This is a genomic window from Paenibacillus sp. LBL (assembly GCF_029893715.1).
Classification (GTDB): Bacteria; Bacillota; Bacilli; order Paenibacillales; family Paenibacillaceae; genus Paenibacillus_AQ; species Paenibacillus_AQ glucanolyticus.
Genome location: NZ_JARXYU010000034.1, coordinates 1 through 15,239 on the forward strand (window position 1 = coordinate 1; position 15,239 = coordinate 15,239).

Annotated in this window: 21 protein-coding genes; 2 read left to right on the forward strand and 19 right to left on the reverse strand. The window is 50.4% G+C overall.

All coding sequences use genetic code 11. From position 1 onward, the window contains the following. Window positions 1–343 precede the first annotated feature (343 nt). The 5 genes from M2277_RS31110 to M2277_RS31130 form a co-directional block, all read right to left on the reverse strand. Window positions 344–709, reverse strand: coding sequence for a hypothetical protein (locus M2277_RS31110; RefSeq protein WP_280756367.1), 366 nt, complete (start codon window positions 707–709; stop codon window positions 344–346). After that, complete coding sequence (locus M2277_RS31115) at window positions 696–1,475, reverse strand: ParA family protein (protein ID WP_280756368.1); 780 nt, start codon at window positions 1,473–1,475, stop codon at window positions 696–698. Before M2277_RS31115 ends, M2277_RS31110 begins: the two co-directional genes overlap by 14 nt. A 93-nt stretch (window positions 1,476–1,568) precedes the next feature. Further along, on the reverse strand, window positions 1,569–2,432 hold the full coding sequence (locus tag M2277_RS31120; protein WP_280756370.1) for a cyclic nucleotide-binding domain-containing protein: 864 nt from the start codon (window positions 2,430–2,432) through the stop codon (window positions 1,569–1,571). Between the two features lie 437 nt (window positions 2,433–2,869). Further along, the gene (locus tag M2277_RS31125; RefSeq protein ID WP_280756371.1) at window positions 2,870–3,472 is read right to left on the reverse strand and encodes a replication-relaxation family protein; all 603 of its coding nucleotides are present in this window, start codon (window positions 3,470–3,472) and stop codon (window positions 2,870–2,872) included. Next, a complete protein-coding gene (locus M2277_RS31130) occupies window positions 3,472–4,695 on the reverse strand; it encodes an FtsK/SpoIIIE domain-containing protein (protein ID WP_280756372.1) in 1,224 nt (407 codons plus the stop codon). The genes M2277_RS31125 and M2277_RS31130 overlap by 1 nt, the downstream gene beginning before the upstream one ends. A 448-nt stretch (window positions 4,696–5,143) precedes the next feature. On the opposite strand from M2277_RS31130, the gene M2277_RS31135 reads away from it, so the two are divergent. Both M2277_RS31135 and M2277_RS31140 read left to right on the forward strand, forming a co-directional pair. Then, on the forward strand, window positions 5,144–5,368 hold the full coding sequence (locus M2277_RS31135; RefSeq protein WP_280756373.1) for a transcriptional regulator: 225 nt from the start codon (window positions 5,144–5,146) through the stop codon (window positions 5,366–5,368). 62 nt (window positions 5,369–5,430) lie between these two features. After that, window positions 5,431–5,829, forward strand: coding sequence for a YhjD family protein (locus M2277_RS31140; RefSeq protein WP_280756374.1), 399 nt, complete (start codon window positions 5,431–5,433; stop codon window positions 5,827–5,829). Window positions 5,830–5,841: 12 nt separating this feature from the next. Here the strand turns inward: M2277_RS31140 and M2277_RS31145 are convergent, their stop codons facing one another. The 14 genes from M2277_RS31145 to M2277_RS31210 form a co-directional block, all read right to left on the reverse strand. Further along, window positions 5,842–6,330, reverse strand: coding sequence for a DUF4352 domain-containing protein (locus M2277_RS31145; protein ID WP_280756375.1), 489 nt, complete (start codon window positions 6,328–6,330; stop codon window positions 5,842–5,844). Between the two features lie 107 nt (window positions 6,331–6,437). Then, entirely contained in the window at window positions 6,438–6,656 is a 219-nt protein-coding gene (locus M2277_RS31150; RefSeq protein WP_280756376.1) for a phage holin, read from the reverse strand. A 1-nt stretch (window position 6,657) separates the two neighbouring features. Further along, entirely contained in the window at window positions 6,658–7,347 is a 690-nt protein-coding gene (locus M2277_RS31155) for an N-acetylmuramoyl-L-alanine amidase (protein ID WP_280756377.1), read from the reverse strand. A 3-nt stretch (window positions 7,348–7,350) separates the two neighbouring features. Continuing rightward, window positions 7,351–7,716 carry a hypothetical protein gene (locus M2277_RS31160; RefSeq protein ID WP_280756378.1) on the reverse strand — a complete coding sequence of 122 codons (366 nt, stop codon included), beginning with the start codon at window positions 7,714–7,716 and terminating at the stop codon, window positions 7,351–7,353. 61 nt (window positions 7,717–7,777) lie between these two features. Further along, on the reverse strand, window positions 7,778–7,999 hold the full coding sequence (locus tag M2277_RS31165; protein ID WP_280756379.1) for a hypothetical protein: 222 nt from the start codon (window positions 7,997–7,999) through the stop codon (window positions 7,778–7,780). Beyond that, window positions 7,999–8,277 carry a hypothetical protein gene (locus tag M2277_RS31170; protein WP_280756380.1) on the reverse strand — a complete coding sequence of 93 codons (279 nt, stop codon included), beginning with the start codon at window positions 8,275–8,277 and terminating at the stop codon, window positions 7,999–8,001. Before M2277_RS31170 ends, M2277_RS31165 begins: the two co-directional genes overlap by 1 nt. A 128-nt stretch (window positions 8,278–8,405) precedes the next feature. Then, a complete protein-coding gene (locus M2277_RS31175) occupies window positions 8,406–9,341 on the reverse strand; it encodes a tail fiber protein (RefSeq protein ID WP_280756381.1) in 936 nt (311 codons plus the stop codon). A gap of 3 nt (window positions 9,342–9,344) precedes the next feature. Next, complete coding sequence (locus M2277_RS31180; protein ID WP_280756382.1) at window positions 9,345–9,908, reverse strand: YmfQ family protein; 564 nt, start codon at window positions 9,906–9,908, stop codon at window positions 9,345–9,347. Further along, complete coding sequence (locus tag M2277_RS31185; protein WP_280756383.1) at window positions 9,905–10,987, reverse strand: baseplate J/gp47 family protein; 1,083 nt, start codon at window positions 10,985–10,987, stop codon at window positions 9,905–9,907. The genes M2277_RS31180 and M2277_RS31185 overlap by 4 nt, the downstream gene beginning before the upstream one ends. Then, entirely contained in the window at window positions 10,987–11,403 is a 417-nt protein-coding gene (locus M2277_RS31190) for a DUF2634 domain-containing protein (protein ID WP_280756384.1), read from the reverse strand. The genes M2277_RS31185 and M2277_RS31190 overlap by 1 nt, the downstream gene beginning before the upstream one ends. A 1-nt stretch (window position 11,404) precedes the next feature. Next, window positions 11,405–11,779 carry a DUF2577 domain-containing protein gene (locus tag M2277_RS31195; RefSeq protein ID WP_280756385.1) on the reverse strand — a complete coding sequence of 125 codons (375 nt, stop codon included), beginning with the start codon at window positions 11,777–11,779 and terminating at the stop codon, window positions 11,405–11,407. After that, a complete protein-coding gene (locus M2277_RS31200; protein ID WP_280756386.1) occupies window positions 11,776–12,864 on the reverse strand; it encodes an XkdQ/YqbQ family protein in 1,089 nt (362 codons plus the stop codon). Before M2277_RS31200 ends, M2277_RS31195 begins: the two co-directional genes overlap by 4 nt. Next, entirely contained in the window at window positions 12,864–13,526 is a 663-nt protein-coding gene (locus M2277_RS31205; RefSeq protein WP_280756387.1) for a LysM peptidoglycan-binding domain-containing protein, read from the reverse strand. Before M2277_RS31205 ends, M2277_RS31200 begins: the two co-directional genes overlap by 1 nt. Before the next feature lie 12 nt (window positions 13,527–13,538). Beyond that, on the reverse strand, window positions 13,539–15,011 hold the full coding sequence (locus M2277_RS31210) for a hypothetical protein (protein ID WP_280756388.1): 1,473 nt from the start codon (window positions 15,009–15,011) through the stop codon (window positions 13,539–13,541). Between the last annotated feature and the right edge of the window lie 228 nt (window positions 15,012–15,239).

Here is a 15,239-nt window from a genome sequence, read left to right on the forward strand (position 1 = left end):
AGCCCGGACTATTGGGCTTAGAGTAAGAAAAAACGCTAAGCCAGGTACATCCGAAGGCTTAGCGTATATTATCGTTAAAATGTTGGCGGTACCCCCTTAGAGTATATTTTCGTCAAAATGTTGGATGGACCCCTATACGTTCCCGTCCGACCGTGTTTCGCACATTCTGGCGTAAATTTTTCCGCCTCTACCGTTATTGCTCCCGCCCGCAGCCGACTTCGCACAACATCCGCGAAATTATTTCCGCTTTCGTACGTTATGACACCGCGATCAGCCAGACCGTACACTTTCCACGCAAAAAAAAATAACGCCCATCCCCGAAGAGATGAGCGCTATGTTTCCGTTATTTAATTCGGCCGAGACTCCGGTAGTATTGTTCGAATAACGCGTTCGCTATTTCCGTCATCGCACCGCGCCGACCATTCCGTATGTCTTCGTTAATCAATTCCGCCAAGTCATTCCGTATATAGAACGCCTTCGTCGTATGAGTTTCGCGTATGCCCCTCTTGGGTTTAGCGATAGGGATAGCCGCAAGATTGACGTTTACACTTTCGGTATCATCAACGTTAGCGTCTTCGCTAGTATTAACGTTAGCATTAACGTCATTATTTGTGTTTCCTACCGGCTCGATAAAGTGGTCGTATACGCTCTTATCTGGTTCTGTTGACTTTACCATCAACCGTTTGTATTTGTCTTCAGCCTTCGACACGCTGCATCAGCTCCTTTAAGAAATCGCGATATTGAGATACCGCTTGGTTGATTTCGTTGTTGTTTTCAAATCCGGTGATAGCCAGGCGACCGGCTGCAGCGTTCCGTGTTAGTACGGAATCGAAGCACAGCTCGCCGTACGTTTCTTTGACCTGGCCGATCAAGAATTTATTATCGGACCTACGCGAATCGATTAGTCCCCGCAATATTCCGGCGACTACCATATTCGGAGACACACGTTCCTTAACGTGCCAACACGTTTCGAGAAATCGGCCGAGCGCGGAATAACAGAACTTACTCGCTTCGAACATCGCCACCACGTAATCGGACGCAGCCAGCGCGTTAATAGTCTGGTCGCCAAGCGCCGGGGGCATGTCGATAATTATGTAATCGTAATTGTCGCGTACAGTTGCGAGAGTTTTCGCAAGGATCAGCGATCGGTCGTTAATTGCTTTCGCACGGAAATCGCTATAAAGCCAGCGCGAGAACGTCGCGAGCAAATCTTCCGCCGCAATTAAGTGCAAATTGTCGGTGACCTGGTAAACGTAGCCGGACGCGTTCTGCGCTTGCATCGCTTCGAGTATCGTCTTTCCGCGGAACTCTACGACATCGCGACCGGTCAGCAACTCCGTCAAATTACCTTGCGAGTCCAAGTCGACCGCCAACACGCGATAATCTTGCGACAATAAGTACGATACGATTCCGCTTGTGGTCGTCTTAGAGCTGCCGCCCTTCTGGATGCCAAACGATATTATTTTCGCTGTCATAAGTATTAAACACATCCCTATGGATATAATTAGCATTATGATAACGCAAAGGCTAGCCACAAGTCAATGCTAGCATTAAAACTAGCGTTAGCGTTAACCCCATACCTTGCGTAAATAATCGTCAAGCAAGTAATCGCAAAGCACACGGTAGAAGTAGCCGCCAAGTCCGTCATCGCTCGAATTGCGGATCTTGCGCTGTTTATATTGGCGTACGACATCGCGCCAGGCTTGTCCGATCGTTTCCCACGAAGCATTCGTCATATCAACGCAGCTCTTCTTAATCGCAACGCATGCGGTTTTCCAACGCGCAGCAATAACGTCAGGCGATCCGTCGTAATACGGCTTCATGAGCGTGATAAATTCCGTTGGAACCGATTTTAAAACGTCATCAACGTCAAGCTCGTTATTATCGATTTTTATCGAATTGGTTTTATCTTTTAATGTTTTATGTGAGTTTGTATTTAAATTCTTATGTACTTGCGGCTGACTCGCGGAATCCGTTGTCTGGCGCGGTATCTCGGCTACTTTTTCGGACTCGGACGGTGATTCATTCGCCGGTTCAAGCGCCGAATCACGAGACGGCAACGGAGCCGCTAATTCTGCGCCTATAAACTCGCGATTAATGACGTATACGCTGTGCGTTTGGCCGCCGCGTTTGGTATGTATCGTATGGTGAACGGTAAGGATGCCGGTCTCTTTTAGCGCCTTGATCGCGCGGTTAACCGACGAAAGGGATACGCCGGCCTTACGTGCGATTTCCTCGCGGTAGAGCCAGCAGACGCCGACGAAACGCTTGGCGTGGAGTTTAATCGTATTGAGGACGGATTCGGCTGCGGAAGTGAGTTCGTAGACGGAAACGAAGCGCTTGACCAAGGCGTTCATTTCGTCCACGTTTGTGAACGATTGATATTCGGAGAAAGACTGCCAGTATGCGGATGCGGACTTAAATTTAAACATATAAAAACGCTCCTCTTTGGATGCCGCCACTTGTCCAAATTCGAGCGCGTTAAAGTCTTCCGTTTTCTTAAGTTATGTGATATACTTTCCTCATAACTTAATGATTTACGGAAGTCCTTACTTTGCGCTTCGATCCCTTTCAAACCTTTAAGTGATAAACTTTGGTCGGTTGGTCACTTATCGGTACAGGTCGATTTTGGAAAAGTAGGGGCTTCTTTGTTTTGTCGAATCAAATCTACTAACTTGATTCATAGTATAGCATAGACATAAAAAGTTGCCCACAAGTATTTTAGAAAAGTTATCCACATATGCACAGAAAAGCCGGGTTCAAGTTTTCGCTTGATACGACCGGCTCTTGAATTTATTCTATTGTGAAATATTCACACGGTGTTAATTTCATAATAGAAGGCCACAAATTTGTCGTAAAAACGCCCACCTCACCGCTTAATCCGCGCCATCATCTCGTCAACATTCGCCTGGTACACACGGAACGGACGCTCTCCGACGTTATACTTCGCGGTTCCGATAATCCATACGTACGGAAATACCGTCCGGTTCTGAGGCTGCCACGGCTCGTGCTTCCATTCTCCGCTATTGTAGTACGCCTCATAGCGATTCATTTTCTCCGCCATCTGTTTATCCGTATATGTCGACCGCTGGATTTCTACGTACCACGGAGCGCCTTTCCATATCGCAAACACGTCCGGTTCAGGCCGCCCCTTGTCGCCAAGCTTCGGCTCGACTTCGAATACTCGCGGCTCCTCTTCGGCACGTATCCGCTTGTAATAGTCCGCGATCGCCAGGAAGTGCGCCACCTTCTGCGAGTCCGGCTTTAGCTTACGGTCGGCTGCGTAATAAACGTACTTGCGCCGCTCAGTCGAACATTTAACGTAACCATCACGTCTCAGCCGCTTAAGCACGAGGTTAGTCTGCGTTATAGGATGGCGCGTATGGCCGAAGTACAGCTCCGCAATGTCATCGCGAGTTAAGTAACGGAACCGCTCGATATCCGCGATTATCGCCTTGTCACGCGCATTCATTACAGCACCTCCAACTCGATAACATCATCGTTATTAATATCATGATTATTATTGATAACATTAACGTTAGCATTATTAATTTTGTAATCCTTAAGCAGTTCACGCGCAGCCGGTAACGTTAAATGCGGCCCCTGTACGTATTCGCATCCGTTTAGCTTCAATACCATGCGCCCTTTATCGCGCTCCATTATCGCCGCAGCTTCGTCAGATCCGATCGTTATGCGGCTGTTAATCGCGTCTGAATGGCGGAAGGCCATGCGTACGGTCAGATTGTTTTTGAGGCGCCCCTCTAATACGCCAGCATCCGGACGCTGCATCGATAGGATGAGGAATACGCCTAACGCGCGCCCAATCGTGCTGACGTCCTCAACGGCGGCCATGACGTCCTTCTCGCGCTTCAATAGCGCCACCTCATCGATTGCCAATACGATATAGGGCGGCCGCTTATCCGCAGGCAAATCGTCAACGTGCGCCACTTCTTCCGCATCCAGGAGATCGCCGCGCTTCCGCATTTCACGCTGCAGGCGGAGGACGATGCGCTCTAATCCGTCGACATCCGTTACGACTTCGCGTGCTATGCCGCGGAATACGTGGAACTCCGACCGCTTGAGATCTGCGCAATACAATTCGAGATTATCGCCGCAATGACGGATTAATGTCGTCAATATCGAACGTAATGCGACGGACTTGCCGCTGCCCGTTTCGCCGGCTACGAGTAGATGCGGATTATCGACCATTTCATAGGCGACGTTGCCTGTGCGCGATTTGCCGACGTATATCGGTAGACGCATGCCGCGAATGGTTTCCGCCACCTCATACGGATCGTACGCGAACTCCGCCATATTGACCGTAAACACGCGGAGGACGAACGTACGCGCATCGCCCGACTGCGACAGTTCCGCATCAGCTCCGAATACTTGGCGGAATAGCCATTCAGCATCCGTTATACGCGACGGGTCCATGCCGACCGGCAATCTGAACGCAGCCTCGATCCGATTGAGATACGTATTCACACGCAGGATGCCCGGATAGCTACGCACCTCACGACCGCGAAATCCGCGTATTTTATAGTACAAGTCGCCGCGCCTAAAGACGTTAACGAGTGACCTCCGCAATACTTGGTCCGGAAACGTGCGCCACAATTGCCACGCTGCGACACCGCATCCTCCTGCGCCAATTACTTTAGCGAGCGCTAACGCTCCGCCAACTCCGCCTACCAACATTCAGCCCGCCTCCTTTGGTGCCGTGCTTTAAACAGTTTCGAAAAACCGCGTCATACCGCGCCTTTAAACGCTAATTACATAAGTACCGATACATACGTTGATGTATACGTAGATACATACGTCACAAATCAAATATGCGGGTCGCAAAACGGAAGAGGTCGCGCCATTGATACATAGTTATTACGCCGTAAACTACATACGTAACTAGGCGAATGAAGACAACCTTTCCGCCATGTCCTGCGCGTTCAACTTTGCGCTCGATTATGTGCGAGGCTATTCCGACAACCGCCATCTGGACGAACGGTACTGCGCTAATCATTTCGGCCACCATCCTTTTTCGTAGTTGATAAATACATATGTACGACGGCCTGGTCATCTTTCCGCATTTTTGCGGATAGAGTCGTATAAATTTCGCTAGACTTGTCCACGCTATGGATGAGGTGATCGTATGGGACTCGGAAAACAGCGCAGCAAATTCGGCGCCTACCTGGACCGCAAGAGGATTCCGCAGGAGAGGATACGCGAGGAAACGAAGCTCGGACGGGACACATTAACGCGAGTCTGCAGCCGGTCGGAATACTATCCGAGCGGTTCGACTATGCGCAAATTAATCGCCGCTGTCCGGAAGCTGACCGGCGAGAACGTTAATACTGACGATTTTTGGTCGATGTAATCCGCTGCAAATTGCGTTATAATATACGAACAAGTATTCGTTATTTAACGGAGGGTTGCACGATGCCGCCGATGATTGGTTCGGAAGATTATGCGCTGATTAAACCGTATATAATACTGCCGATGATTCTGTCGGCGTTTGAACGCGATAAGAAGATAATCGAAGAGTCTGGCGCGATTAAGACGCCGGGACCGTACGTGGCGATGATTGACGTTGCGATGGACCGAGTGAGTACGGATTTGCGCGAGGTAAGGCGGCAGTTTAGAGAACGCGGAATTAAAGTGCATACGATCGAGCGCGGAGATTTCCTTATCGTGGCGAAATTCGTGTGTCGCGGATATACCGGTACGTTTCATTTGCGAGATCAGTATTTATCAGCGGAGGCTGGCGTATTGATGCACGGTTATCTTACGGGAAAATCGGATGTACTGGCGGAGGAAATGAAAAGACCGCCATATTAGCGGCGGCCTGCGTTATAGTCCGATATCAATCGTTTTATACTCCGCTTTATTGCCGAACGACTTGTCGACTGCGGCCTGGATCGCGTTTGCATTAATAGCGGCTTCTAATCCGCGCGCATCTTCCGGTAGCTGAAACGTTATCTTACCTTCGGATTCCATGCCGGGATTCAGCGTACCTTTCGCAACACGATCGGAGTCATGTTCGTAAAGCTTTCCGTCCACATCGCGAAGCCTTACCGTACCGCTGTATAGCGTTTCCGCCTGGCTTCCGTGATTCTTGACGCGCATAATTAGCGTTACTTTCTCACCATTACGCTTGGCCTCCGTTATTGTAAATCCGAAAGGGCCGTCGATTAGTTCGTCGCCTATTCCGTATTGTTTCGTCGGTTGTGGCGGTTCGTTAGCGATGTCTATCGAAAGAATCCACGATATAATAACGACTAGACCGAGTACGATTGCGATGCCGCCGATTATATTACCTTTGGTTAGCTGTATCTTCATTCTTAAAACTCCCCCTTGACCCAAATAATACCACAAACAAAGAAAAGCGCCCATAACGAAGTGTATACGATTCTATACGTATTTACTCCGCTATGGGCGCATTTATTTTATTCTTTTTCGCTATCCGTGTATCCGCTGCCGTCCGCAGGGTTGCTTACGATGCCTAGAACGACCAGCACGCCAAGCACCGCGTTTACAGCGGCCACAACTCCGTCATACTGTTCCGGCGTAATCGTAAAGCCGAAGATACCGCCCACCGCTTGAATCGCGAGCAGTACCGCAGCCGTCAACGATACCCACATTCCGTAGTTTTTCCACTTACTCATATTATCCACGCTCCTTAGACGTAATAGTTGCGATTTTCTTCGTATTGTCCCACGCCACATTAGCGCCGACTCTCTCGGCAATATAGCGCAATGGTACGTACACGCTACCGTCAATAATAACGGCGTCCTGCGCCTTAACTCCGTCGTACATGACGGTTGCTTTCGGAATTTCCACTTTGGCCGCAGCTCCTTTCATTTCGTCCAGCTTACGTTGTACTGACGCCTTGAACGCGAACCAGCCCGTCCATTTTCCGTCATCATACATAAGCCGCGGACAAATCTTGCCGGACCAATCGAAATGGCGGCGCAATCGATCAACGCCCCATCCGCGGTCCTTTAACATCTGCGCAACCAATGACGCAGCGTTATCGAGCGTCTTCGCGTAGTTGCCGCTTTCGCATATCTCAACGCCAATTGACGTACGGTTACCGGATTTAGCGCCGCTACCGTCGCCTGCGTGCCAGGCGTTTTCGTTCAACGGAATGCATTCGATAGCCTCGCGCTCGTCTACAACGATGTGATATGATGCCTGCGCCTTGTTTGCCGGATTCGTTAGCCAACTGCGTTCGTTCGCCGCCGTCGACGTTAGGTTAGCGGTATTGTGAATCGTAATCGTCGTAGGCGCCATGAAGTATTCCGGCCGCCTGTTTTGCGGAGTATCTTTCGGTATGTGATTCAATACATAGCGCATTATTTAAACGCCGCCTTTCGTGAAGACATACGTTATCAGCGCGATTATTGTGCCGCTCAGTACGTACTTGATAAGCGATATCCAAGCGCGTTGATTCGCTGTCCTTTCCTTCGCTCCGTCCGTTTGCGACTGTTGCAGCAACGTAAACAGCTTCGTTTCGAGCGAGTCAAACCGTCCGAGAATCTGCATATAGTGCTCTTTCATCGCGCCTGTTGATATCTTGATTTCGCGAATTTCGTCGTCATGTCGTTTTTGCGTCTCCTCTAGTAGTTTTAGCCGCGTTTCATCCGCCACGTTTGCCGCTGACAGCCGCGCAAATTCGGCCGACAACGATTGTAGCTGCTGGATTACTTCGTCCTGATCCGGCATGTTTCCGTACTCCTTCCGTGTTTCCGTATAGCAAAAACCCCCGGAAATTTATCCGAGGGCTTTATACTTGCGGTTCTTTCAGCGCCACTGTTGCGTCATACTCTCCTTGCGTAATCCATCCGGAAGCGAGTGCGCGATCGAGCGTCGCCATATCGTACTCTGCGGCCGCGTATTCCTTGACCGGCTCAACGTAGTTCGCGAAGATGTCCGGAAACGTCTTCGTGCCGTGGCGGAATATTGCCGTCGAGTATGCGATCTTAAGCGAGTTAATTATCGTAGCCATTATACGCCACCTCCTGCGAGTGTCTCCCATACGTCGATGATTGCGAGGTTAAGTGCGGCCGTTTCCGCCTTGAGTTCCGCGACTTGTGCGGTTAGTGGCGGTTGCGGTGCGGTCGGTTGTTCCGGATTGGATGGGTCAGGATACGTAAACTCCAGCGTCTTCGTTTCGAGGTTAACACGCCAACTAGACGCGGTAAAGAAATCTTCCGCGTATTGACCGTATTCAAGCTGTATCATTCCGAATGATTCTGGATCTCGATCTCGGAGGATTGGATACATCTGAATATACTCCGTGATTGTGGGTATGACTTCGGCTTCGATAGATGGGACTGTCACTATAACGTTACCGGTGGTGTTTTCGTAGAATAATTTCATACCTATTTTATCCACGTGTCTAACCTCCTGTCTTATTCAAGTAATAGGTAATTCCAGGTTCCACTCATCGATCCAATACTAGAAATCCTGACGACCCCAGTTCCGGTATATATTTGATTGGAAAAACTATTAGTTGCTACACCTGCTGTAGCTGAGTTATACGTCAAGGTGAACCCACTGTTAGCCCCATCCGTAGTCCTGCCGATGATAACGGCGTTAGTTGTACTACCGCCTGCTCCATCACCCTTCCAAAGAATCCCTAACTTAGCAATAAACCCGGTTAATGGGATGTCTAAAGTAGTTGATGACGAGGACGTGGCCACTCCAGAAGCGTACTGTTTTCCCTCGATCATCGTTCCAACTACGCCAAATATATTAACTCCTGTGCGAATATTTGCCGCAATCAGGTCCGGATCGCCTAGAATCGTAATGGCAGACGAATAATAACCGGCCGCTTTCGTCTGGTTCGTCGTCCCTGGCGTTACCGTTCCGCCTGCCCCACGATTCGCCATTGTGCCGGTCAAATTATTCCCGCTCGCATTACTGAACGTTTTCCCGGCCAGCACGTCCGCTACAACTGCGTTACCGGTCGCGCGGATAACGCCCGATATCTTCGCTATTAATTGCGGCCAGGTATCGCTAGTAGTCGCCGATACTCCGATGGAATTGAGCGCGGCAACTACGTTCGCTTTCTGCTCAACCCCAAGCTGCTTTCCCGCGAGTGCCTCGTCGTACACTCTTCGCAATGCATCCGCTGTCGCCGCCTGCGTCTTATTCGTACTCGTTAGCGTGTCGTTAAGCTGCACGATGCCCTTTTGCGTAGTCGTAGCGTCCGGTACCGTCACGCCCTCGACCGCCTCCGTCACCGCCGTATCTACTGCGTTCGCGAGTGCGTTCATATCACGCGGCACATCCGCAGTCATATTCGCATCGATTAGCGGCAGCCCTAAATTCGCTGTTTGCGCCATATATTACGTCAACCCCCGATTATAAATTTCGCTGTACGTCTTGCCCGTCGCCACAACATCGCCATACGTCCGCCCACCTGTCGCCAATTCCGCGTACGTATAAAAACGGAATACGTACTCAATCGCAAGGTGGGCCGGAGTTATATCGCGTACGGCCGCCTTGAGTGCGTCGATCTGATCCGGAACGCCGAGCGAACTGACAAACGTGATAATGACGGTATATGCCGGCGCGTTGACATCAACGTCCACGTCACCGTTTGCATACGCTTCGGCCACGTTTTCGATTAGTTCCGCGGTTACCGTTCCGACGCCGCGCAATCGTCCGAGAAGGATCTCCCGCCGCTGTGCGTACGTCTTCGTCGTATCTGTCGGCAGTCCGAATATGCGCTCCCATCGCGACAACCCCCACGTTGCCGTCTCGATAAAGAACTGCGCCAGAACGTCGTCAATGCTGGCGTTAAGCCGCTCGATCTCCTCGGCCTCGCGATCGAGAATATTCGTAGCGACCGGCATTTCCTCGTAATACTTCGGCACATAATCGTGCATACGTTTCGCTACGCCGCTCATGTCGTTACACCTACCGTACCCAACACCGCAACTGATCCGTCAGGGATTTCGATGTTAGCGAAAGCGCCGTTTACCAGTAGATTCTCGTAGTCAATCACGCGCGGAATATCGAGGATTACATTAGCGATACGAGTTACGCGGACAAGCGGATCAGTGAACGCCAGTCCCTCTAGATAAGCGCGTACTCCCGCCTCAATCTGCGCCTTCACTTCCTCCACGGTTGCGCCTGGTGCGAGCGTTACCTTAACCGTAATATTAATCGGAATCTCAACCGCGCCCGCCACCGTTGCAATTGCGCCAATAGGAGCGACGCCCTGGCCCGTTCCGTCTTGCGTCGGATCAATGTACGCCTGAACCGCGCTAACTATCGTTGAGTCTGGCGCGGTCTTCTCATCGTCAAGCAGAACGATTTTAACCGTACCCGGTCCGTTCCAAATCGGATAGACTCGCGCATCAGAAACGCCAGGAACTTCGAGCGCCCATTGGCGATATTGATTCGCATTGCCCGATGTCGCAGGCCGTCTTGCCCGTTCGAGATAGCGCGCCAATAATGACGCATCCGATTCCGCATCGACACCGCCCTCGAAGAATGTACCGTTTGTGACCGTTACGATGCCGACCAGGTCGCCTATTAGCGTGTTGATCGTACCGGCGCCTGTATTTCCATCAGCTCCGCCTTCCTGCGCTTCTGCTGCGACTGTGACCGTTCCGCCTGCGATTGTGGCCGGCGCCTTCGTTACGAAATAGACCGGAGTCTCTCCGCCCGTTGACGCGACTGTTCCTGCAGGAATAACGGTTCCGTCCGGGCCGCTGAACGTTAGCGAGCCGATTGCCTTAACCGCAGGCTTACGTGTCAGGCCGTATTCTCGCGCCCGCATATCGAGCCAGGGTCCGTACGTTGTATCCGCGAATCCAGCGGCCAGCACGACGTCGAGTTCGACATATGCGCGCTCAATCTCGATCGCTGCCGGCGCCGTCAAATCGTACGTTACCGAGCCTTGCCGCTTATCAATGTCCGGAGGCGACGCGTCTAACATCCGCTGTTCTATTACGGCCTGCGTTTGATCCTCATACGCCATTAAATCGTCACCTCCATCGGTATAACTTCCTCGTTTATCTCAATGTAAAAAGACACGAAAAGGCGGTCGCCCTCGCGTGTCAATTCGAAATCATATACGTCATTAATGCGGTCATCGTAAAGCAGCGCCTCCTCGATAACACGCGGTATTTCCGTCTCTAATAGTTCGATTGATGCGTCTGATCCGAGTAAGTCTTCGATCTCGCTTCCGTAATCATCGTCGTAAATGGTGAATCGGAAGCGCGCCGTCTTAATCGTCTTCACGACGAACTGCTTAATCGCGGTTATGCCGTCAACAGTACCGCCCAGCACGCCGTTATCGAAATCGATTCCGTAGGTCTTAAGCGGCTGCTCGTCCGATTGCTCTTCGGCAATTTCCTCCGCGATATCAACCGGTTCTAATGGACTTAGCGCCATATTAAACGCCTCCTATCCGGTCGAGGATAACGTAAACCTGTGCCGTTTCATTGGACGCAACGATTACGCGGTCGCCTACCGCTAACGCTGCGTCAAACTTAACATCGGCGTCAGTTATCGCAAGCGACGACGCCTGTCCGTCAATTTGTACGGTGCCGCTGCTTATCGTTGCTTTGCGCGTATGCTCCGTTAAGTGTTCGCAGATAACGAGGTCGTCCGCATCCAACTCTACTGGCATATTGTCGATTTTAATACGCAGGTCAGGAGGCGCGGCCGTTACCGTCGCAAACTCGATATCTACGTCTTTGTTGTAGCCAAGCGTCTTAATCAGCGCCTTAAATTGGCTAACTCCGCTTCCTTCGATTAATTGCGTCAAGGTTTCGCGCCTCCTATTTTACTATTTGTTTCAGCTTTGTTTGTTTTATCTTTTGCCTTCTTTTTCTTCTTCTTAGCTTTGGCCTTTTTAACCGGCTCTTCTTCGTACTCCAATTTCGGCAAGTCGTCCGTCTTAGACAACGTTACCTCCATTAAGTGAGTTCCGGATTGAAACGTATGCGTGTCCGCATTAACGTAAAACCCGCCGACCAGGTCCGTCATACTCTCGAATGCATAAACGGCGGTACCGGCCACTACGTCCGTAATGCCAAGCGCTTCGACCAATACCTCTTCGTCCACTTTCGCGAGATCCTTTAACCGTTGCTTTGCGAGCTGCGTTATCGCGGACTGCTTTAAATCCGACTCCGCTTGCTCAAGGTGCTGCATCAGCCCGTACTGCTTCACCATAGCCGCGTCCGTTTCCGTAGCTTTCAACGGTTTCTTATCGTCGCCGCCGATTACCTTAACGGATGTTCGCGTCTCCTCAATCGATCGTGACCGGTTAGCACTCGTAATGTTTACGCCATCTTCGAGCATCCAACGTACGGCGCTATCCTTCTTCTCGCGCAGGTTAAGTTTACCGTTACTCGCCACTGGTACGAATTTGCGGCCGTTCTGCTTTCGCGTTTCGGTCAGCGCGGTTACGATCATGTCCCACAGCGTCATATTGCGCAGTATCAACTTCGGTATAACGTAGCCGGTCGCCGCGATATCGCCCGTTGGGATGCCGTAAGCCTTGCCGATTTCCTTAACGATGGCCTGCGCGGTCATCTTAACGAATTTACGTGTGTCTACGTTTTTCGTAAGGTATACGTTCTCATCGTGCGCTGTGATCGCAGCCTCGCCGTTATTGTTTACGCTATATTCGAATATAACGCCGCGGAATAGACCGACACCGTCCGCATAGAATCGGATTTCCTTGCCGACTTCGATATCGATCGCCTGTTCGTCGCCGTCAATCGTATTGGATAACTCAATCTGCAGAGTACGATGAGGCTTTGCTACATCCCCAGACCATTGGACGGATTTAACGAGTGGGTCGATATAATAAGTACCGTCATACAGCAAGCGTATTTCTGTAGCCATTACGGAATCACCAACTTAAGGCCGACACGTATCGCGTTAGGGTTCGGTCCTACCGTCTTCTTATTCGCGTCGTATATCTTGCGCCAATCATTTCCTTTTCCGTAGACTGATGCGCTAATCTTAAACAGCGAATCGCCCGACTTAACCGTATAAGATGACGGAACCACTCGAGTACTTGGCCGTTGTGCTGTCGTTGTTGCTTTCGGCGGTGCTGCGTTCGGGTCGCTCTTCTTAGCGGTCTTAATGAACGTGTACTCTTTGAGATCGAGCGTGTAATAAATATCGCCAGGCTCACCGCCGCGTTCTTCGTATTCGAAATTGCGGATAGTAACTGCGATGTTAATCGGCGTATTCGTAACGATGTAGCGAACCGGCTTACCCGACCGCTGCCACCGTTCGATCGTCTTAACGTATTCCCACGGATCTTTTAGCCTCGGATGTTCACAAAAGGAGGCGTTATACTCCCGCGGAAACAAAGAAGACACCGAGAACTCTTTCTGGCGACCATTACCGATAATGGTATATTCGCCGAGATTAGAGACGTCGATATCTTCGAACCCGTTCGTAGAGGTTACGGAAATAGTTGCCGGATTTACTGGTAACCACATCACCTCTGCGCCGTTATTAAATTTAAGCCAAAACTGCGGCTTTTTTCTCGCCATATATTCGCCTCCTTATTGCGCCAGATCGTGCGCAAGGCTACGCACAAACGTCTGATAATCCATCCCGTTGTTAACGTTGATTGTCCCGTTTATATTTATCGTCGGCGCCGACTTTCCGCCATTTCCGTAATTAGCGCTGCTCTCTCCGCGATAACGCTTTGCTTCCTCACGGGGCAATACCGCCTCGCCTGCGTGAAGACGTGCGGGCATATTGTTATAAGGGACGTTTTGGATACCTCCACTAAACCCAAGGCCCAAAAATCCTTTTTTCTTAGTCGGCGCCTGCATGACTGCTCCGTCGCCGAGTAGTGGTACATTGTCAGGCGTTACCTCCATTTTTTTGTTGAAATCAATAAGCCTCTGTTTTTGGGGCGTCTCTGCTCCTGGGACGAGATTTAGAACAGATTCAGGAAGTTGGAAAGAATTCATAATTCCTTGTCTTATCCCCTCGCCGATAGCAACCCCAAGTTTTAGAGCAGCGTCAACCAGCGGGCCAGAATTCTGTAGTACAGTCGCAACAACATCTGTCAATTTGTTCGCCGCCGCCATGACCTTAGACTCTCCACCACCACTCCACCATGCCTGAAAGACCTCTCCAAACTTATCAAATACGAAGGTGATTTTCTGCTGTACCGTAGGCAGTTTTTGGAACTCGGGATTATCAACAAAGTTAACGTTAATGAAATCGACTGTTTTACGTACTGCTTGGGATGCTCCCTCCACTAACCCGCTGAACATATCTGTAGCCCAACCTTTAAACTTTTTGAACTTGTCACTACTTAGATATTTGTTAAAGTCTGATAGCAGAGGATTTATTTTTGCCAGTCCTTCAGTCCCCATCTCACGAAATGCACGATTAATTTGGCCGAGTGCTTTTCTATACTGACCGAGTGATGTTCGTGATTGAGCTTCGAGAAGTTCATTAGTAGCCCCGATTTTATTGAAATACTTATCGAGATTAGTCAACTGCTGCTCCAACGGGAGATTTTTCCAGTCATTCAAGACACTCCGCGGCATCTCGAAACGTTCTACTAATGAAACGGCATCGCCCGAAAAATACTCCCGTAACGCATAGGCACCGCCAGTCAGACCTTGCTCTGGATCGATCGCACCTAACCTCTCAGCCAGGTTAATCATACGCTCAAGTTGTTTATTATCCTTCGTCGTTGGGATGAACGATTTACCTGCATCAAGGAAGTCATCCATCGTAAACATGGAAATGTCCGCGCGGCTTTGTACGAAGTCCAGATACCGTTTAGCGTTTTTCTCGCTCTCTTTGCCAAACATAGCCTTAACCGTTACCTCGCGCATCTCATACTGCGCTGCAGCACCGATCGTCTTGTTGAATAATCCGGCCGCCCCTCGTGCGGCGAGATATGCCGTGCCTAGGACGCCAACTTGACGAGCCAAACTAGCGGTTCTTTGTGCGGCAGGTGCGGCTGATTTCGTTATAGCACGAAGCGAGCGGCCCACATCGGCGACCACTCTCCCAGTACCTCGCGCTGTCGCCCCGACTCGTCCAAGTGCTCGCTCAAGTCGGCTGCCTCCATTCGTCACGCTCTCTTGGGCTCTCGCAAGGGACTTACTAGTCTGCGTAAAGTTGTCCGTAACTCTTCTAGGGGTCCATCCAACATTTTGACGAAAATATACTCTAAGGATTTTTCTATATAAAAAAGCCAACGTTTCTTATACTTAAGGAATCACCGACTATTT